Source organism: Pseudomonas sp. KBW05 (genome assembly GCF_003852405.1).
Lineage (GTDB): Bacteria > Pseudomonadota > Gammaproteobacteria > Pseudomonadales > Pseudomonadaceae > Aquipseudomonas.
Window position 1 is genome coordinate 372,821 of the sequence record NZ_QAJM01000014.1, and the last position, 20,360, is coordinate 393,180.

Sequence of the window (20,360 nt, forward strand, 5' to 3'; positions counted from 1 at the left end):
TTGATTGGGTTTATTCAGTGAGAAGCGCGTCTACTTCGGCAGTGCCGGGTGATGTGGCCGGGCCCCAGCGTGTCACGGCCAGCGCCGCTGCGGCATTCGCTCGGCGCGCCGCTTGGGCGGGCGTCAAGCCACTCGCCAACCCAGCGATAAACACACCCGCATGGGCGTCCCCTGCACCATTGCTGTCCACGGCCTTCACCTTGAAGCCCGGCACGTGTTGCTCGTTCACCCAGCAGCCGTTCGGCCCATCCCGAACCACGCGCAATGCGCCCTCGGGCAGATGGCGTTGCAGGTCGCCCAAGGCTTGCGCCAGCGAATCCGCACCGGTAAATGCCAAGGCTTCCGGGCCGTTGCTGGTCCAGATATCGATGCGCGGCAGCAACGCGACCATCAACGGCGAATCCACCGCCCTGACCAGCGGGCCCGGGTCGAACACCACGCGGATCTCACGCGGCAGCGCCAGCAACCAATCGAGCAACGCCTGCGCCTTGCCGTCCAGCAACAAGCTGTAGCCGCTGACGTAGACATAGTCGTCCGCACGCGGCAGCACGCCGGCCAAATCCTCGGCGCTCAAATCTCCCTCGGCGCCGAGGTGGGAAATGAACGTGCGCTCGGTGCTCGCCTCGGTCAGAGACACACATAAGCCGGTGTCTTTATCGGTGCTGGCCACCAGGGCCATCTCCACGCCTTCGGCCTGCATCGCCGCGCGCGCCAGGTCGCCAAAACGGCCATTGCCGTGGCGCCCGAGGTACACCACCGGCAAGCCATTGCGCTTGGCGGCGGCCATCACGTTGAAACCGCCGCCGGCTTCAAAACTGGCAGACCGCGCCAGCACATCGCCGCCGCTGACGGGCAGGGAATCCAGGGCCATGACCAGGTCGACGATGACCTGGCCGGTATGCAGCAATCTAGACATGGTGGCTCTCAACTAACGCCGGGCGACGATCAGCCGCGCCGCCCAGTACCGCATAAATCCCACCGGCCACCAGGAAAGTCACGATCCAACCCAGGCCGTTGTGGCCCAACCAGGAGTCAGACAGCGGCCCGGCGAACCAGATATTTTCGGCGGTGGTACCAATGGTGGTGAAGCTGAAGCCCAGCACAATCGCCACCGCCCACGCGCCGAACGCACGCCATTCCACGCCGCCGCGATACCAGTAGGCGCTGCTGGGGCTGACGTCCAGCAAGTCCTTGGGGCTGTAGTAGTGACGGTGGATCAGGTCGACCACGAAGATCCCGACCCACGCGGTAATTGGCACCGCCAGCAGCGAGATGAAGGTGATGAATGGGCCGTAGAAGCTGTCGGCGATCAGCATGAAGTAGATGGAACCGGCAAAGATCGCGACGATATCGACGATCACCGCGTGCACGCGCTTGACCTTCAAGCCGAGGGTCAAGGTGGTGAGGCCCGCCGAGTACACCGAGAGGTTGTTGGACAGCAGCAACCCGCCGAAGGCCGTGATCAGGTACGGCACGGCCATCCAGGTCGGCAGCATATCGCGGATCGCGATGATCGGGTCGGTGGCCGAGGCCAGGTCATTGTTGCCCACCGACAGCAGGCCGCCGAGGGTGATCAGCAACACCAGCGGAATGCCCGCGCCAAACGCCGCCGACGCCACCAGGCGCACGGCCTTGACGCTGCGGCGCTGGTAACGCGACATGTCGGCACCGGCGTTGGCCCAACCAATCCCGGTGCCAGCCGCCATGGTGCCGACGCCGATGATCATCGCGCTGAGCGGCGCCGGGGTCGCATTGAACACGGCGCTCCAGTCGATGGTGGCGCACAGGAAGCCGCCCACCAGCAGGTTCAGCGCGCCGAACACGTAGGTCGCCCACTTCTGGATCACCAGCAAAGTGGCGTGGCCCAGACCGGACACTGCCAGGGTCAGCAGCACAAAAATGGCGATAAACAGCAGGGTCAGCAGGGGTGCGCTTTTCGCGGCGACGGGCGAACCAAACAGGATCGAGCACAACGACAGCAGCACGAAGGCGGCGGTGGTGGTGTTAACAGTTTCCCAACCCAGGCGCGACATCAGCGAGACCAGCGTCGGGCCGATATTGCCGCGCACGCCGAAGATCGCCCGGGACAGCGTCAGGCTCGGCGCACGCCCACGCCGGCCGGCGATAGAGATGATGCCCACCACGGCGAACGAACCGGCCGCGCCAAGGATCGCAACGATGATCGCCTGCCAGATGGCCAGGCCACGAAACGCCACCAGCGTCGCGCCCAAGGGCAAACCGAGGATGCTGATATTGGCCGCGAACCATACCCAGAACAGTTGCAGCGGATGGCCGTTGCACTCGCCTTCCGGGACCGGCTCGATGCCGCGTGTTTCCAGTTGCCCGGCGCTTTGGCCGGAAGAGGTGTTGCTCATGAAGGGATACTCCGGGTGCCGATATTGTTGTGGTTGTGGCAGAGGTTCTATTCAACTCGGTTGAATGTGGGAGCTGGCTTCTGTGGGAGCTGGCTCCCACATTTTTATCGGTGGCGCTTATCGAATTGCGAGCAGCCCTTCGACCAGCGGCTGCAAGTCCAAACCATTCACCCGCTTGACCTGCTCCACCATCTCCTGCGGCCAGCACTGCATGCCCAGGCAGGCACCCAGCATGGCGCCGAGAATCGCGGCGATGGTGTCGGTGTCGCCGCCAAGGCTGGCGGCCAGGCACAGGGCTTCGAAGGCATTCATCTCGCCCACCGCCACTTGCTGGGCCAGGGCAAACGACACCACCACCGACTCCTGGGACGCAACCGAGGTGCCGATCAACTCGTAGAGCAAATCGGCAAACAAGGCTTTATCACCACTGCCGACACTCAAGGTGCGCGCCCAGCTGATACGGGTGGAGATGCGCCCGCCAGCGATCCAGTGGCCATGGTGCTCGGCCTGCTGGGCAATCTGGGTGCCGATGTTCAGTGCTTCGCCCAGGTCCACGCCGTTGATGCCGGCCGAGACCACGGCCGCCACGGCGGCGGCGCTGGAGATGCCCAGGCTGGTGTTGTGGGTGACCTGGCACGCCTGGATCACGGCCTGGATAAAGTGCGCGGGGTCGCTGACATCGGCGGCAATACCGACGGGCGTGATACGCATCGCCGCGCCATTGGTGGTGCCATAACGCCCGGACTCTTCCGGCGTGTGGCCGGCGAGGATCATGTCGATCGCGCGTTTGGTCGAGGGGCCGAGCAAATCCTGGGAGCCCTTGGCGCGCATCACCGCCTCCCAGTCGATCAGGCGCTGGGCAAGCACGGTGGGTTCGATGCGGCCTTGGCCTTCTACCAGCAACTCGCCCACCAGGATCGCCTGCTCAGTGTCATCGGTGATGGAACCGGCGGGCATGTCTGGCGCGATGGGTTGGTCGGCGCCGGCATCTTCCAGAGCGGTGATGGCACCGAAGCGGGCGCGCACTTGCTCGCGGCTCAAGGACTGGGTCGGCATGCCCAGGGCGTCGCCCAAAGCCAGGCCATAGAACGCGCCGAGGGCGCGGTTGTGCGGGGTCATTTCGAACTCCCAAATTGCAGGTGCAGGCGAAAGTGCAGAGGATCGAGCAAGCTTTCGACGTATTCCATAAAGCGCTCGCGACGGTCATAGGTGGTGCGCGAGGCCTTGAGAAACACACTGCCGGCCGGACGGCCGAGCAGCTCGGCGTCTTCGGCACTGAGGGGCTCGGCGCCGATCCATTGGTCACCTTCAGCGCCGACATAGCCGTAGGCCGCCAGCGTGATGGTCAGCGAGCTCTCGATCAGGCCGACTGTTGGCAGGCTCTCCAGGCCACCGGACGCCGGCATCAACGAGCGCTCCAGGGACACGGCGGTGCCATCGCTGGTGTAGCGCAGGCGGTCGAGGGCAATGAATTGATCGCTGCCGAAACGGCTGAGCAAGTCAGGCCGGGTCACGGCTTCGAGGCGCAGGATATCGGTGCTAACCCGCGCACCGGTGTCAGCCAGGGCCTGGGCCCAGCCGCTGCGTTGGTCGAGCACCATGCCGTCAAAGGTGACGATGGAGCCGACGCCGCTTTGGGTGGCGATGTAGTTGCGTCGTTTGAGTTCGGCGAGGGCTTCACGCAAGGTGCCGCGACTGACCGAAAACTCTTCGGCCAGTTGGTGCTCGCCAGGCAACAGGAAGCCGTCGGCCATCACCCCACCTTCGATACGGCGGATCAGTTCGTCGACGACGCGTTTTTTCTTATCAAATCGGACATGTCTAATCATGTACAAATTGATAACCGAAAGCCGCCATTGGCAGCAAGCGAATTATTTCAGGGAGATGAAAAAACCGGCCTCAGGGTTCCAGGCCAATGGGGAAAAACTCCCCGCCACTCCAGACGCCCAGCCAGTTCTGACCGTTGATCGGACGAGTCACCGCCAGGTCCACCAATTGGTAGAACACGTTGCGATGCACCAGGGCTTCGAGGTTGGTGCGTACCCGCAGATACGGTGAAGGCTCCTCGGTAAGCGGGTCGATGACCACACGCAACGGATGTTCCAGGCCGGCTTCGATCGTCTCGTCGACATTGGTGGTAAAGCGCAGCACCTGGCTTTCGCCCTGCCCTTCGACCTCGAGGGTCAGCGCGACGAACGGCGCATCTTCGACGCTGATGCCGACTTTTTCCACGGGGGTGATCAGGAAGTAATCATCGCCATCGCGGCGGATGATGTTGGAGAACAGCTTGACCATCGGCTTACGCCCGATCGGCGTGCCCTGGTAGAACCAGGTGCCATCGCGGGCGATGCGCATGTCGATATGGCCGCAGAAATCCGGGTTCCACAGGTGCACCGGCGCCGGTCCCTTGCCCTTGGGCAGTTGGGCCAACAGATCGTTGGCCTTGGCGGAATCGGTCATGGGCATCTCCTGTGGTTTATTGATCGCTCATGCCCAGCAAGCTTCGCGCGTACTGTGCGAGTGGGCGAGCGATCAGGTCTTGTGGCCTGTTGTCGTGGAACGTCAGTAAACCGCCACGGCTGCGAATGCGTGCAGTATCAATCAAATACTGGGTGCTGGTCTCGATCAACATGATCTGGATCACGCCGCTGTCGAGGCCGACGCGGTCGAGGGCTTCCTGGTCGGCCCACTCGTCGGCGTTGCCGATCCGGTCATCCGCCTTGGCGAAACGGCAGTACAGCAGGTAATGGGCGCCGGCGGCACGGGCTTCGGCCATCGCCTGTTCCAGGCCTTCCGGCTGGCGGGCGCGGCGCACCATGGGGAAATACTCGATAAAGCCGTTGAAGGCTTCTTCGGCCACCACGTTCGGACGCGGATAGGCGCTGCCGGGCGGCACGAAGGCGCCCTGGGCGATAAAGATAAAGGAATCCGGCTGCACGCGGATCGAGGCGGAGCGACGGGTATCGCTGTGGTCCAGCAACCCGGCGTCGCTCATCTGATAGCGGGTGCCTTCGGCCATATCGCTGACGGTCATGCAACCACTCAGCGTCAATGACGCCAGCAACAAAACCAGACTACGCATCCTAATCCTCCAGAAGCCGGTGACGGAAAACCGGCGAATGGGCGTGAGATGCAGGTTTTGCGCCACTTGAGCACACCATAAATCAAATGTGGGAGCGGGCTTGTGTGGGAGCGGGCTTGCTCGCGAATGCGGTGTGTCAGAAACAGATGTGCCGACTGATACACCGCTTTCGCGAGCAAGCCCGCTCCCACAAGGGAATGTGGGGGGCGAACATCGCGTCAGCCGCCGATGATCTTCATGATCGTCGCACCGCCCGAAAACGCCACTTCCTGCTTGTCGCCCAAGGCTTTCATCAGCAGCCCTTGCAGCGCCGGCAATGCCTGGTGGCGCGGCTTGTCCAGCAGGTCGCCGACGTAGTGGCGGTTGCTGGATGACAGGCAGCCATGCAGCCAGCCGGTAGACGACAGGCGCAGGCGCGAACAGGTCCGACAGAACGGCACGCTTTCATTGGCGATCACGCCGAAGTAGCCCTGGCCGGGGATTTCATAACGCACGGCGGTGGCGTCCACCGGGGCATTGGCTTGCAGGTATTCGTGGCGCTCGCCAATCAGGCTGAGCAACTGCTGCAAACTGACGAATTGCTGCAAAAACGCATTGGAATCCTTGGCCAGGTGGCCCATGCGCATCAATTCGATAAAGCGCAGCTCGTAGCCACGTTCCAGGCAGTAGTCGAGCAGCGGCATCACCTGGTCCAGGTTCTGGCCGCGCAACGGCACCATGTTGACCTTGATCTTGATCCCGGCAGCGCGGGCTTGGTCCATGCCGTCGAGCACAGTGGCGAGGTCGCCGCCACGGGCGATGCTACGGAAGGCGTCGGCGTCCAGGGTGTCGAGGGAGACGTTGATGCGCTTGATGCCGGCATCCACCAGCAGCGGCAGTTTGCGCGCCAGCAGTTGGCCGTTGGTGGTCAGGCTGATGTCACTGAGGCCCATCTGCCCCACTGCGCCCATGAAGGCTTCCAGCTTGGGGCTGACCAGCGGCTCGCCGCCGGTGATGCGCAGGCGGTCGATGCCTGCCGCTTCGATCAGATACTCGACGCCCCGCGCCATGGCCTCGGCCGAGAGTTCGTCCTGGGCAGCCACCAGCCGCTTGCCGTTGGGCACGCAGTAGGTACACGCATAATTGCAGGCTGAGGTCAGGCTGATCCGCAAATTGCGAAAACGCCTGCCTTGACGATCAACGATCATGGATCACTCCGGCAGAGGATGATTCGGGCGCGCTAAAAGCTGACTGATAAATCAGCTTTTAGCAAGAGTCCTTGCCTGAGTATATTCCTGGGGTACTGCGTCTGGCAGTAAATCCTTACGCAGCCGGTGGTTCAGCCGGTGGCAATTCGCTGCTGTGCTTGCGCTTGTTGCCCATGCGCACGCCGATATCCATCAGGAACTGGAAGAAACCTTCCTGATCTTCCAGCACATTGCTCCAGAACGGCGAGTGGTACAGCGCCACGGCGCCGTGCACCAACGCCCAGGCGGCGCAGTAGTGGAAATACGGCGGCACGTCTTCCAGCTTGCCTTCGCTGATGCGGCCCTTGATCAGCAGGGTCAGGCGTTCGAAGTTCGAGGCGCGGATCTTGTGCAGCTCCTCGACCATCTCCGGCACCTGATGGCCCTTGACCACCTTCTCTTCCAGGCGGTCGAACAGGCGGTAGCGCTGCGGGTCGCGCATGCGGAATTCGAAGTAGGCGCGGGACAGGGCTTCCTTGTCCTTGTCCACATCGGCCGAGTGCAGCAGCTCGTTCAAGTCGCGCTCGTAGTCGAGCATCAGGCGCAGGTAGATCTCGGCCTTGGACTTGAAGTGCTTGTAGATCGTGCCTTTGCCGATACCCACGGCATCCGCGATCATCTCGACGGTGACGCTGTCTTCACCTTGTTCGAGAAACAACTTGAGCGCGGTGTCGAGAATTTCCTGCTCACGGCGGCGAAACTCACGGACCTTACGGGGTTCTTTGTGCATGAGAAAGAGGTCTGCAAAGGTGACTGTGGGGAGGGTTGCGCAGGGCCACGATCACGTGGCGATACGATTTACCCGGTGCGAGGGATTATCCCGACTGAACGGTCGTTGGGCAACGCCTATGTGAACCCGCCGCACACTTAAGTTTCAGCGCGCCAACGATTTCCTCGCTTGCAGTCAGAAATAATACGCAACAACGGCACCTGTGCACCCGCTTAATGAGAACTCAAGCGAAGCGGGCGTATTCCAAATCTGTTTAAAAAACGACCAGTCGCGACTGGACTGAATCAGATACTGATCAATACTTGAACTGTCGGCGCGGCATCTCCCCCAAGTGACGCGTTGACCCTGGGTACCGACGGACTGTGTGCCCTGTTTTACTCCTAATGGTCTTAGCCCGGATTCACCCCCCAGAACCCGGGTTTTTTTTGCCTACGATTTAACGTGGGCCAACGGGAACAGGCGCTTGAAGTTCTCGGTCGTCTGTTCGGCAAAGCGTTCAACGGACTCACCGCGCAACATCGCCAGGTAATCCGCCACATCCCGTACGTACTCGGGCAGGTTCGGCTTGCCGCGATGGGGGATGGGCGCCAGGTACGGTGAGTCGGTTTCCACCAGCAGGCGGTCGGCCGGCACTTGGCGCGCCACGTCACGCAGGGCGTCGGCATTGCGGAAGGTAACAATCCCCGACAGGGAAATGTAGAAACCCAGGTCCAGGGCCGCCTTGGCCATGTCCCAGTCTTCGGTAAAGCAATGCAGCACGCCGGCCTGGGGCAGCGCGGCTTCGCGCAGCAGGGCCAGGGTGTCGGCGCGGGCGCCACGGGTGTGGACGATCACCGGTTTGCCGGTCTGCTGGGCGGCTTGCAGGTGCAGGCGGAACGAGGCCTGCTGCAACTCGGCGGCTTCGGGTTCGTAGTGGTAGTCCAGGCCGGTTTCGCCAATCGCCACCACGCGCGGGTGGTTGAGCTCACCCAGCAACCAGTCGAGGGCCGGGGCTTCGCCGGGCTTGAGGTCCAGCGGGTGGATGCCCACCGAGCAGTCCACATCGGCATAACGCTCGGCCAGGGCTTTGACGTCGGCGGCGTTGTCGGCGCTGACGCCGATACACAGGAAGTGCCCTACCCCGCGCTGGCGCGCTGCTTCAAGGGCGGCGTCAAGGGAGCCGCCGTGCTGGGCAAGGTCGAGGCGGTCGAGGTGGCAATGGGAATCTACGAGCATAGGTAGTTACGACTTAAATCACAGAGAGTGTCTGGCCGACGATACACCCGTCGACCACGAAAATTAACGGCGACCGAGCAGGCCTACCCACTGCACCAGCAGCGCTTCGAGCAACAGCACGCGGTTGAGGTTGGCCTTGCCGAGCACCTTCTGGCGCTGGGCCAGAATCCAGTCCTGAATGTTGAGCACCTTGTCCTGGGCGCTTTTCTGCGCGAGGTACTGCACCACCTTGCGCATGTCCGGCAGGCCCAGGCCGTTTTCGTCCTGGGTCAACTGGTAGCGCAGGATCAGGCTCGACCAGTCGCAGAACCAGTCGAACAGCAGCAACAGCGGAATATCCTTCCAGGCCGTTTCGCCCAGTTGGGTGGCGGACAGTTCCTGCTTGAGCAGTTTCTTCACGCCATCCACCACCAGCGCGCGTTGCTCACGCACGCCTTGGGCCTGCAATTTCACTGCGGCCAGCGGCGAACCGGCGGCCAGGGTGAGCAATTCGCCGCGCTCATCGCTGCTGCATTCCGGCAACGCCTGCGCCAGCCACTCCAGGCTCATGGCCTCGCTCGGCAACGGGCAGGCTTGCTGTACACAGCGACTACGGATAGTCGGCAGCAAGCGACTGGACTGGTGACTCACCAGCAACAACACCGTATCGCCGGACGGCTCTTCCAGGCTCTTGAGCAAGGCGTTGGCGGCGTTGATGTTCATCGCCTCCACCGGCTCGATCAACACCACTTTGCGCCCGCCCATCTGCGCGGTCTGCACCACGAAGCTGACGAGATCGCGGACCTGATCGACCTTGATCGCCTTGTCGGCTTCTTCGGGTTCCAGCAGGTAATTGTCCGGGTGGCTGCCCGCCTTGAGCAGCAGGCAGGATTTGCACTCGCCACAGGCTTCCAGATTGACCGGACGCTGGCACAACAGGCTGGCCATCAGGCGTTCGGCGAGCGCACGCTTGCCGATGCCAATCGGCCCGTGCAACAGATAGGCGTGGGCATGCTGGGCACGTCCCGCCAGTTGCTGCCAGAGGCTGTCCTGCCACGGGTAGGCTTCAGCCACGGGCGCGCTCCAGCAGGGTCGGCAGCAAGGCATCGATGGCCTGCTGCACCTGGGTCAGCGGCTGGGCGGCATCCAACAGGTAATAACGCGCTGGCTCAGCCTTGGCGCGGGCGAGGAACGCACTGCGCACCGCGTCGAAGAAAGCGCGGCCTTCCAGCTCGAAGCGGTCCAGGCGACCCCGGGCGCTGGCGCGGGCCAGGCCGACTTCCACCGGCAGGTCGAACACCAGGGTCAGGTCGGGACGCAGATCGCCCTGCACGAAGGTTTCCAGCGTAGCGATGCGCTCCAGGGACAAGCCCCGGCCGCCGCCCTGGTAGGCATAGGTGGAATCTTGTTTTGGAATGGACAGAAATGGAAACAAAAGAATATACTCAGCTAAGAAAAAAATGTAAACAAACTAAAAATACGTTACGGATCAGGGACTTAACTATAATGAAGACAGTCATAGGGCTTGCAGCGAAGGCTCGGTCGGGCAAGGATACAGCTGCAAAGCTCTTGCTTGAACATGCCAATGTCGCCGCCTATGCCCTCGCAGACCCACTCAAGCAAGGCTGCCAAGTTCTCTTTAATCTGTCAGATGCCCAGGCGTGGGATGATAACTTAAAGGAGATGAAGGTGGAGGCCTGGGGCTTATCACCGCGTGAATTCTTCCAGCGCGTGGGCACTGAGTGGATGAGAGGGCATAGTCCTGTTCACTGGCTGATGCGCGCTGATCGAGAAATCAATGTCCCGCAGGTCGCCCGCGCCCTGGAGCCATCGCAGCTCAATCGTCTCGACCTCCCTTTCATCCTCGCTGCAAAGGCCTTCTTCAACCTCCGTGACCACCAGTGTTGGGACGAGAACCTAAAGAACCAGAAAGACGCGTTTTGGGATATGTCTCCGTACGAAATGATTGCGCTCGTTAAAGCCAAAGCACTCGCTGACTTTCCAGATTTTGCCGACAGGCGAAATGCGATGCCGCCGCAATCGATCAACGAGATGGCATTCTTCATAAAGCCAAACTTAGATACTGAAAACAAAAACATCATCATTATCAAAGATATTCGATTTGAAAATGAAGCTGCCTATATCAGAGATATGGGCGGAAAGATCTGGCATATCGTTCGAAACAACGCGGAGTCTGTCAACCAACACTCGTCAGAATTAGGGATAGAAATCCAACCAAGCGATGTTGTTATTCCAAATAACGGAACTATCGAAGAATACAAGACAGCTCTGACTGTCGCATGGGAAACATTGTCCCACCCCCATTCGAAAAAGAGTTAAACATGGATCATCTTTATCAGCCTAAAGAGGCCATCCATGATGTTGTGCTCAGTTCAGACAATTATAACGTAGAGTGCCTATACCAAGGCCATTCGTTTTATAGCCGATCAAAAGCTATTTGCCTAGCGCTGCATTTGACGTTTATTAAGTACTGTCCAACTCGCAGCAGGATAACTGCAAGTTCTTTGCGCAGAGCGATCTGGATGTTTTTTAGCTTCTGTAGCGAGTACAACCTACGTAACCCGGCTGGCCTGCGAATTATACAAATTACTGACCTCAGCGCCGAAGTTTACAAACAGTTTGAAGGCTACCTGCTTCAGAATGACGAGCGACTGGAATATGCAGCTCGATTAAAAGCTGCGCTTAAAAGCGTCTCATCTTTAACTGAAGCGATTCCTGATCTACTGCTCCCATTCGCGACAAGAGCTGCCACTCAGGCTCGAGTGCCGTTCAGTGATGAAACTGAGCAAATGTTGGCAGATGCATTTACTTCGAGCATCGACAAACTCTATGAGAAAATCGAATTTCGGAACTTGGTTAATGATGCCGTAGCGTATACCTATGAAGAAATCATTGAGGAAATGACCCTTACACGCAAGTCGATTTTTCAGTGGATTCAACATTTGCTGGACAATGAAATAAAACTCGACTGGAGAGCCTTACACCTAAAACTGTCAAAGTCGACTGACCCGGAACTACAAAACATCGCCACCCTTTCGAACTGGCGGGATGTAATTTTGCAAGCTTATGAAGACAGGGGCGATGAGTACGTCTTCCAGAACCCCAGAAATCCCTTTCACCGGGGTAATACGTCTAACTTTGAGCCCGACCCAGTACGGGCAGTTAAAACGATCATCGATAGCGGCTACCCGTTCGAGATGACCTTGGAGGAGATCGGTACTAAATACGCCGTCGCTGCTCTTTTCTCCATGGATCGCTGCGAAGATGCTCTGCAGCTGATCATGTATAGGTTGCGAAACCCATACACCCCGCCAGGGATGGCCGTTCCGCTGAAGTGGGAACACTTGCTGGAGATGTACTATCCAACGATGCAGGACATGTCCTGTCTTGTGCAGTTCATCATGCTTCAAACCAACTGGAACAAAGAGGCAGTGCTCGCTGTAGATCCTGACAATTTCGAGCACGCTTTGACCGGCGCGATGAACGAAAAACACGTCATGATTCAGACAGAGAAAAACCGAAGCCAAGGTATCGGCAAGCCTTACTACGCCCCTAAAGAGATTGTGGCTGTAAGCACGACCTCCGATATGTATTCAGCGAGAAACCTAGTGTCGCTGGCTGTGAAGCTTTCTGAGCCTCTTGCAGGGCGTGACTTTGACTACGTCCGGCACGGGATGACCAGCAGTGACTATAACCCGGCGTTTTTATGCATGCGTTTCTACCCTGATTGGGTCAATAAAGGTGGGCGTCATACCTCATCTTCCAATGAGAAGGCGTTCCAGCAGGGAAACAAGCAATTTTTGAAGCAGTATCCAATCTACGACGAGTTTGGGGAGCGTCTGACGGGAGGTAAGGATCTCACATGGCGGCTACGACCTACGTGGGTGAAGCGCCGGAAAGAAATGACTGGCAGTTCGCATGGCTTACTAGCAATGTTCCTTGGACACGCCAGTACCGTGACAACTGACATCCACTACGACAACTCTGCTTTAGCCCAACAGGAACGATACGATCGGTTAGAGTCTGAGCTAGAAGCAATTATCAAGCTGATGCGCGCAGGTAAGTTCGAAGGAATGCTCGGTATTCCGCCCCAAGAAGCCGCTACCCAGCTTCCTCTCAAGATCTTCCACATTCCGGGGATGGAAAAGCCACTTTGGGGCTGCGCCAATCAGTACAAACCCACTTGGCTGGGGGCAGCTCGACACGTAGAACCAGGAAAAAGGTGCTACGTCATCAGCCAATGCACATTTTGTTCCCAGTGCATCATTTTTGAAGACTCGCTCCCATATTTGATTGAGCGTCGCATCCACGTGGTCGAGATTATCGATGATCAGCCTCCTACCGCGTCTGACTACAGCAGCAATCACGAACTCGAACTGGCAAAGATTGAATCAATTTTCGAACGCTGGGATGACGAACAGGCAATCCGAGAAGCGTCACGGTATCAGCGTCGTAAAACCCCACTCCTCCCTCGGGATCTGAATTTTCTCCAAGTGATCCTAGAAGAAGAGGACAGGCAGAATGAAGAATAAACTTGATGATGCGACCCAAGCCGCGCTCGACACTCTTGCTGAAGACATGGACATCGATTTTTCCGAGGATATGCAGGATGCTGCTGAACAAGAGATTGAGCAACTTTTGCTTGAAACTGGCGGTGAAGCCCGCCAAATCGAAAGCACTTTATTGAAAAAGCTGGAGCTCTACCCTGAGGGTAACTTTCCGGTTTCCGCTTACTCTTTATATAGCGACAGTAGCTGGATCATCTTCAAGGACAAGGACGGCACCGTAACTCGCGTCACATTTGATGACATGTCGGAACATGCGATTTCAACTAAAAAATCTATAATTTACCACCTCATACCTGATTACGCGCCTTTTGCGGGTATCCGCTCCTACACAACAACTTTGGGTCATGCTCGCAATTTTCGCAGACTCGTAAATTACGTATTGATTGACAACCATCTGTCTGGCGACCTGGAGTCATTGTCATTTATTACGCCTAGGCTTTTAAATGACGCTCTCGACCGGGCAAAAGAAGTACCCCAGTTCACGCATTACCACTATCTTTTTTTGCACATCCGTTTCTGGATCGCATTGAGTGCACAAAAGCTAATCCCGGAAGAAAATCGTTTAGCTGTATCGGCGACGTCAGTAGACACCCCAGAACGACGAAAGGACGTTATTCGGCATTTTACCGGCTCGCTGGCGACTTGGGCGCCATATAATGAAAGCGATCTCAAAAAACTCGTTGAACACGCGCTTTTCTGGACTGAGAAAGCCATGCCGCGAGTTCGTGAGGCGTCCGATTACCTGTTATCCCGCAACTTTGTCACCAGCAATTACAAAACGATATCCCGGGTCGTCGAAGACCTAGAGCTTGAGAAAAATCTAGATGTTGTAGTTGAAGGTATCCGAATAGTAGAGATTAAAAAAAACAAGCGTGACTATGAGACCGTCTTTTGGAACTATTCATGGATTAGCAGCTTTCAGCGCTCCCTGACCTCCATTCGCAATGCACTTTACATACTGGTCGCCCTAGTCACTGGACTGCGCGTAAGCGAGTTAGAGGCGCTCAAATTTGAACACGTCATAGAAACGAGGAACGGACGCTTCAAATTACAGGTTACCCGATATAAAACCAGTCAAGATCCTAACTACAACGGAGACATTAGCTTCATACCGCTCCCCAAATTCGTCGGCCAAAAGCTCAAAGAATTTAAGAGTCTTCGCGACGATCTTGATCAAAAACGAGAAGGCTTTATATTCCAATCCGTGCTTGGCAGGAGAAAAGTCGTCCGCCAAGGATCTGTCAAAATCGAGAACATCACCAAAAAACTCCAAGAAGAACTTGGAATAGATCGAATCCACACTCATCGCTTCCGGAAAACGATTGCCGAAATATTGATCAATCGTAACGAACGCAATGTTGATATTATTAGACTCTTATTCGGACACGCTAGTTATGCGATGACGCTAAGGTACATCGGCCGCAATCCTTACATCGTTCAAAGCGTGGCGAAAGCAATTGAAGAAAATTATATTCAAGAGTTTACCGACATCATAACGCAGGTTAAGCACTCAACCTCCTCTGGCGATAATGCTCGCCGTTTGGTAGACAAGATTGCTGCCCGTCCGGATGCGTTCACCGGACAAAACTTGAAAGTTACGGTCTTCACTTATGTGACCCACTTGCTATCTTCTGGTGAACCTTTGTTCATCCACCGGACGGCCATGGGCACCTACTGTGTTAGTACAGAGATGTACTCCTCACCCGACCTGCCCCCCTGCTTGGCACACTACAAAACTGTGGTTAAAGGTGCGCTGCCAGAGCCTTCCAGCTGTGATACCTCATGCCCACATGCGCTTATTGTTAACAAAGCGGCCAAGGCCTTGGAAGATAACACGAACTTTTATCAAGACATGTTGATTCGGGCAGGCGACACGCTTTCCGAAACGTCCAAGGCGATGCTCCGTAAAAAAGTTTTGGATAACACTAGGCACCTCGAAACTCTGAAGACTAACGAGCAGTATAAAATTATTCCATCCATGGATATTCACGCATGAGTAGCCAAGCCACCCGTGACAAACTAATAAGTATTATCAAAGAGCACCAGCTCAGTCACGGCCAGACCAAGCTTCCTGTCCTAAAGCTCGCGGTACTAGCGGGTATTAGTCGGCAGGCGTTCAACCGGTATTACGACGATTTGAAGGCTTATTCAACCGGGAAAGAATCGATCGCTAAACTGCTTGTCGACGACAATGCCTCGCTGAGTGAAATAATCGAAAATAACGAGGCCCGCATTTACCGGCTGGAGCAGGAGATCGCATCAATCAATGCAGCGCATCAGGCTGAGCTCGAATCCGTGATTTTGAATCATACTACGACTTTGATGAACAACGACATCATAGCATTCAACGCTAACCAGTTGTCGTCTACGCTCACCAATCAAAGCAATCACAATGCTTTCATGAGAAAGCGGCTAACAGAACTTGAAGTTACTAATGCGAAGTTAACGATTGACGCAGTTACCGCTTCCAGCGCATCCTCATCGGCATTTTCTGAAAAATCGGACAAGAACTTCATCACATTCGACCTAGATCTCACGCTCGCGAAAAAGTCTTATGCGCTCTCCAAAAACTTCTCAACCTACGAAGATGCGAAAGATCTAGCTATTACGAAGGCTATAAGTGATATCAGAAAATTTCCGACACCCGAGAGTCTTGACATCATCTTTTTCCAAGATAAATACATTTCCGACTTCAGTCTCTTTTGCTCTAGATTATCGCCTAGGCATGATCGCACGCTGATAATTGTACGGCTACCTATCTACAGTCGAGAAGAAATACAAATAATACTTAAGGACATGCACCCACTCGCATCGGTAGCTATTCATGTTCCGCACAGCTCGTCTGACGCCATAATTTCGGCAAAACGGAAGTTTAGTTTCAGAGATATTCCCGAAGAAGAGCTTCAAGATGCAGACTCCGCAAAGACCCCGCTCATCACTTGGGGATTTGAAAGCGTAGTAGTATCGAAAATCAGGCAGGGCGACTGATGATCAATTTTGACTTCAAACCGATTAGTTACTACAGCATTGACCTTGGAAAAGATGTTAACCATTACATTATGACTGCCAATTACAAGAACAAGTGCCTGATGTTAAGCATGGTTAACTTATACCTTTACGAGAAAACAAGGTCATCCGAGCAAACATCCAAAAGATACGTGACATTAATCACCAGCTTCTACAAATTTATTTCCCAGCTGTCAAGGTTTCGCGCTGTTAATCCAGGCGATTATCACTTTCATGTTATAAACGCAGATTTGCGAAAATGGCAAGTTTACCGTCAGACGCGCAGGGTTATGCTAAACAGCGTCCATCCTAGCTCAGATACCATCTACAAGGACGCATGTGTAGTTCTTCATTTTTTCAAGTGGTTGCATGACAAAAAAATCCCCACCGGCGTAATAATCACACTGAAAACTTGGGTCGCAAACTTCAAAGACCGCCGAATGTTGAGCTACATCCAAAAAAAATCCGAATCAGTTTTGGACACGAATTCTATCCGAGTGCTCGACCGAGAAGCGCGGCAGAAAAAACCCAAGCGCCTTATATCCAATCGGGACATTACGACCCTTCTCGACAGTTATCCAGACCAGGTTTACAAAGTCTTGTTCAACTTTGCGCTGGCAACTGCCATGCGCCCCATGGAGCTTGTGAAATTTCCCTACATGGGCATTGGCAAAAACAGACACATCCTTCCATACAGCGAGATGAAAAAGGACGTTAAAACGGTTCAGTACGAGGTCTTCGGGAAAGGGGCTAAATTCAGGGACATCATAATTCCCGCCTACGCATTACAAATGCTAGACGAAAGCTACATTAAAACCGAATATGCAACGAGGGCAAAGCTGTATAAAAATAAATTTGGTAAGAAATGCCCGCTTTCCGCCCTGTTCCTGACCGCAGAAGGAGAACCAGTAACTGCGTCCATGATTTCAAACGCGACCAATTATGCTAAGCGCTTAGCTCGCGAGAAAGATTCTAGCTTCGTCTTGAGCAATATTTTCTACCATACACGCAAATGGTGGCCCACTCTCATGATGATACAACATCATAATGGCGAGGGTATTCTGGAAAAAAACGCTGAAGTTATGGATCTTGCGATAACTGAAGTTATCACCAACCAACTTGGTCATGAAAGTCCTGACACGACGTATCAACATTATCTTGTGCTAGGTCGATTCGTTGTGATGGCTCGAAAAGGTATTACTCATGAGCTCATTCATGAGAAGACCATTAATGTGCACGACGCTATTGCGGCTTATTCGTGACGCCCATTAGGTTGCGTGTGCTTGTTAGGACGCTGCCGTGCAGGGTATCGGGATGCGTGAGGCAAGGTGGCAACAGACGCCTCGTCCTCGCGGTCGAATTCGGGGAAGAGCAGGGAGACTTCCATTCTTGAGGTTCGATGCAGACACGCCCTGCGGCCCGGCTGTCGTTAACCAAGCCATCGACGCAGTCGACGTCTTGGCCCTGCGGGCTTCCACTATCCTGCCTACGGCCAGTCGGCCTGCGCGCTCCGCTTGCCTGAACCGAGGCGCGACTATAACCACAGCGTATGTCCACGGCGCTTTTTCATGTGAGCGATCTTCTTGCAGACTGGCTAAATCTGATTTCTCCAGCCACGTGGACATGGTCGTTTACAAGTCCAAGCCATCAAGCGGATATAGAATCTCTTCCTTTACAACTGCGAGATCCGCGTTTTTTAAGAAGAAATAGAAAGTAGAATCAACAACCTTCAGCTGCCTGGAGTTGGAGTCATATGCCAGCACAGGCGGGCTAATCCCCTTCCCGGACTGAACCTCTGCAAGCCCCTTAAGAACTGAGGTTAACTGAGATCCCTTCAGATCATCCTTGCGATGATGTATCTGCTTGATAGCATGCAATAGGGCCTCTTTGCTAATGCCCCCGTTGATCCCTGCAAACCCAATTTCAAGGATATGCATGACGATATAGTAGTTCAGGAAGTATGGCAGCGGTTTCGTCTTATCAATAACGGAAGTATTACCGGACGCTATAGCCTCCAGGTTTTTAAGGTGCCTACCGGAGTAGTCTTCCGACTTCTGCCTAATCGCTCTGGCGACAACGTCCATGTCATCTATAAATCGGTTATCGGCCTGCGTCTCGGTGATGCCAGCTTCTAGGCAAATGACCTTAATCAGCTCTTGGAATACACCCACACTCTTGAAAGCATTGTCGATGCATTCTTGTACGACGACTCTGGAGAACTGAACATTTAGTTCAGGCGCACCCTTATCAACGATTCTAAGGAAGTCGGCCTCGTGCCACGGTTCTACGGGGACTTCTGCAACCCTGTCTTGTAACTCGCCGTTGAACTGAATCAGACGGTTGGCTTCTTTCCATACACCAAGAATTACGAACCGTATCTTAAGGTCATGAAAAGTCCTTAGGTCAAAAGCGAAATCTCTTTGAACGCTTTCGGGTAGATAGTGAAAGTTCTCTAGAATAACGGTTTTTTTAGTACCGAACTTTACCATCAGACTAGCGACATCATCAGGTAGGTCGAGATTAAATTCGATCTCTTCGTATTTATCCTCGACCTTGTAAGCGCTTTCATTCTCAACGGCGACTTCAGCTCGCCCCTTTAGCACCAAAGCGATAGCCCCCTCAATAAAAGCTTTTCCTTTCACCTTAGAGGTATCGCCTGTACCTTCGGTATACGACGTCTGTAACGTAACGCCTGATTTTCGTAAAATGGATTGATATATATTTCGGATAGTAGTTTTAGGCGATAAGCTCACCACGATATTGTCATCGTAGCTTAAGTGCTTCTTGACCAGCGCCGTTTTGCCCTGCTTCGATGCGCCGTAAACGATAATTTGATGGCCCGCCTCTAACGCTGAAGTAAACTTGTCATCGACGTGCGCTCTCTCTACGTAGCTGCAAATATCTTCACTGCTTACGCCAAATACTTCTTCAACTTTTTTCAAGCTGCAAACTCCATTTTACAATCTGTGAGCACTGGACTTAGTGGCGCAATGCTACTATCAAGCTAGGGGTGTGTCTATGCGCCACTCAGGATGGCTGGATGCAGGCGAAAGCGAGGGGCTTGCATTGTGCCAAACTCAAACCAACCTTCTATGATTTCGTTGGTACGATCGGGCGATGGGCGTGCCAAATGTGCCATAGTCACGCAAGGTGATTACGTATGGTGTTATGGGCCAACAGATCAATACGCTGCCCCTACCGGGCCGTCTGTCGTGAACCAAGCGACCGAAGTGTTCCGGCGTCTTTGCCTTTCGGCGTCCAATCTCGCGCGTGCGCGCTCCACTCGCTTACTAGCACCATGTCCAGACTTCTGTCCCACTTAGCAAAACAGAAGTCGAGCGAAGTACTGGCGAGCGGTCTTACAAGGCCATCTTTCGTGATGTAGCGATCAGCTGCTTCAATCCTGCTGCGCAATCCCAGCCGTGTTGAAGTCACGTAGCGTTCGATCAAGCTATCTCAACGTTGGTCTGAAGCGACTAAGGTAGCTGTTAAGCAGATCAAAGCGCGCCTGTTCATCGGTGGAAGGCTCCGGCGCTGATGTCTCGCCCTGTCTCCGCCATTCGATAACTCTGTCCCAAATTCGCCACCTCCGAGTCTCTAAAGAGTAGGCGCAGTCGCTTAGTCCGATACAGAGCAGGTAAGCCTGCTCTGCCGTCAGCAGATGCTCGTCATTACCTTTGCCGAACATAATCCCGCCGTCATGGAGCATCCGGATACATAAGGCATTCGCAGGGTAATGCGGGTCGGCGCCCGTGCCTTCATACAACCACGCTACCCCCATGAAGCGGAATGTCGGATTAACGTCGTACCAAGTGTCTTCAGAGAAGCTTAGTACCTGCTTTTGGCCATCGTATGGCGTCACGTTCAGCAGGCTTCCGACCCATGGCATGCGACTGGCTTACAGGCCTGCGCGTAACAGCGACATGAGCAGCCCTTGGGCAAGCGCATCAGCTTGCCGAGCGTTCCACCGATCCGATACGTCTCCAAGCACCATGTCGATTGAGCTCCCATCCTCAGTCGTGGCTGACACTCGGGTCACCAACCGGTGCAAATAATGTTCGCTCCGGGGAACGTCAAAAAACTTTGGCGTTTTGGATGCAACAGATTTCATTAATAAACTCCGTAAAGGTTTCTATACCTAAGGAATCTCCGAACAAG

16 protein-coding genes and 1 pseudogene are annotated in these 20,360 nt (G+C 55.2%); 5 read left to right on the plus strand and 12 right to left on the minus strand.

Annotated features, from left to right (window positions below):
- Nucleotides 1–10 precede the first annotated feature (10 nt).
- From DBR46_RS14270 to DBR46_RS14320, 11 genes and pseudogenes are all read right to left on the minus strand, one after another.
- Nucleotides 11–916 (minus strand): PfkB family carbohydrate kinase, encoded by a 906-nt coding sequence (locus DBR46_RS14270; RefSeq protein ID WP_124526703.1) that lies wholly within the window; start codon nucleotides 914–916, stop codon nucleotides 11–13.
- Complete coding sequence (locus tag DBR46_RS14275) at nucleotides 909–2,375, minus strand: cytosine permease (protein WP_124526704.1); 1,467 nt, start codon at nucleotides 2,373–2,375, stop codon at nucleotides 909–911. The genes DBR46_RS14270 and DBR46_RS14275 overlap by 8 nt, the downstream gene beginning before the upstream one ends.
- Nucleotides 2,376–2,492: 117 nt before the next feature.
- Nucleotides 2,493–3,494 (minus strand): ADP-ribosylglycohydrolase family protein, encoded by a 1,002-nt coding sequence (locus DBR46_RS14280; RefSeq protein WP_124526705.1) that lies wholly within the window; start codon nucleotides 3,492–3,494, stop codon nucleotides 2,493–2,495.
- Nucleotides 3,491–4,204: a GntR family transcriptional regulator gene (locus DBR46_RS14285; RefSeq protein WP_124526706.1), complete on the minus strand. Its 714-nt coding sequence runs from the start codon at nucleotides 4,202–4,204 to the stop codon at nucleotides 3,491–3,493. Before DBR46_RS14285 ends, DBR46_RS14280 begins: the two co-directional genes overlap by 4 nt.
- A 70-nt stretch (nucleotides 4,205–4,274) precedes the next feature.
- Entirely contained in the window at nucleotides 4,275–4,835 is a 561-nt protein-coding gene (locus DBR46_RS14290) for a DUF1285 domain-containing protein (RefSeq protein ID WP_124526707.1), read from the minus strand.
- Nucleotides 4,836–4,851: 16 nt separating this feature from the next.
- Entirely contained in the window at nucleotides 4,852–5,457 is a 606-nt protein-coding gene (locus DBR46_RS14295; protein WP_124526708.1) for a DUF4823 domain-containing protein, read from the minus strand.
- A gap of 218 nt (nucleotides 5,458–5,675) precedes the next feature.
- Complete coding sequence (locus DBR46_RS14300) at nucleotides 5,676–6,644, minus strand: GTP 3',8-cyclase MoaA (RefSeq protein ID WP_124526709.1); 969 nt, start codon at nucleotides 6,642–6,644, stop codon at nucleotides 5,676–5,678.
- 115 nt (nucleotides 6,645–6,759) lie between these two features.
- Nucleotides 6,760–7,413 (minus strand): TetR/AcrR family transcriptional regulator, encoded by a 654-nt coding sequence (locus DBR46_RS14305; RefSeq protein WP_124526710.1) that lies wholly within the window; start codon nucleotides 7,411–7,413, stop codon nucleotides 6,760–6,762.
- Nucleotides 7,414–7,842: 429 nt separating this feature from the next.
- Nucleotides 7,843–8,628, minus strand: a complete 786-nt coding sequence (locus DBR46_RS14310) for a TatD family hydrolase (protein WP_124526711.1) — start codon at nucleotides 8,626–8,628, stop codon at nucleotides 7,843–7,845.
- Between the two features lie 63 nt (nucleotides 8,629–8,691).
- Nucleotides 8,692–9,681 carry a DNA polymerase III subunit delta' gene (locus tag DBR46_RS14315; RefSeq protein WP_124526712.1) on the minus strand — a complete coding sequence of 330 codons (990 nt, stop codon included), beginning with the start codon at nucleotides 9,679–9,681 and terminating at the stop codon, nucleotides 8,692–8,694.
- Nucleotides 9,674–10,012 (minus strand): annotated as a pseudogene (locus tag DBR46_RS14320) (dTMP kinase); the annotation flags it as partial. The gene DBR46_RS14315 and the pseudogene DBR46_RS14320, both read right to left, overlap by 8 nt.
- A gap of 101 nt (nucleotides 10,013–10,113) precedes the next feature.
- Here DBR46_RS14320 and DBR46_RS14325 point away from each other — a divergent pair.
- From DBR46_RS14325 to DBR46_RS14345, 5 genes are read left to right on the plus strand one after another with little or no spacing between them, the layout of a single operon-like run.
- A complete protein-coding gene (locus DBR46_RS14325; protein ID WP_124526714.1) occupies nucleotides 10,114–10,947 on the plus strand; it encodes a deoxynucleotide monophosphate kinase in 834 nt (277 codons plus the stop codon).
- A gap of 2 nt (nucleotides 10,948–10,949) precedes the next feature.
- Nucleotides 10,950–13,160: a hypothetical protein gene (locus DBR46_RS14330; protein WP_124526715.1), complete on the plus strand. Its 2,211-nt coding sequence runs from the start codon at nucleotides 10,950–10,952 to the stop codon at nucleotides 13,158–13,160.
- Nucleotides 13,150–15,192, plus strand: a complete 2,043-nt coding sequence (locus tag DBR46_RS14335) for a site-specific integrase (protein ID WP_124526716.1) — start codon at nucleotides 13,150–13,152, stop codon at nucleotides 15,190–15,192. The genes DBR46_RS14330 and DBR46_RS14335 overlap by 11 nt, the downstream gene beginning before the upstream one ends.
- The gene (locus DBR46_RS14340; RefSeq protein ID WP_124526717.1) at nucleotides 15,189–16,184 is read left to right on the plus strand and encodes a hypothetical protein; all 996 of its coding nucleotides are present in this window, start codon (nucleotides 15,189–15,191) and stop codon (nucleotides 16,182–16,184) included. Before DBR46_RS14335 ends, DBR46_RS14340 begins: the two co-directional genes overlap by 4 nt.
- A complete protein-coding gene (locus tag DBR46_RS14345; protein ID WP_124526718.1) occupies nucleotides 16,184–17,464 on the plus strand; it encodes a hypothetical protein in 1,281 nt (426 codons plus the stop codon). The genes DBR46_RS14340 and DBR46_RS14345 overlap by 1 nt, the downstream gene beginning before the upstream one ends.
- A 369-nt stretch (nucleotides 17,465–17,833) precedes the next feature.
- Here DBR46_RS14345 and DBR46_RS14350 read toward each other — a convergent pair whose 3' ends face one another.
- On the minus strand, nucleotides 17,834–19,144 hold the full coding sequence (locus DBR46_RS14350; RefSeq protein WP_124526719.1) for a hypothetical protein: 1,311 nt from the start codon (nucleotides 19,142–19,144) through the stop codon (nucleotides 17,834–17,836).
- Nucleotides 19,145–20,360 lie beyond the last annotated feature (1,216 nt).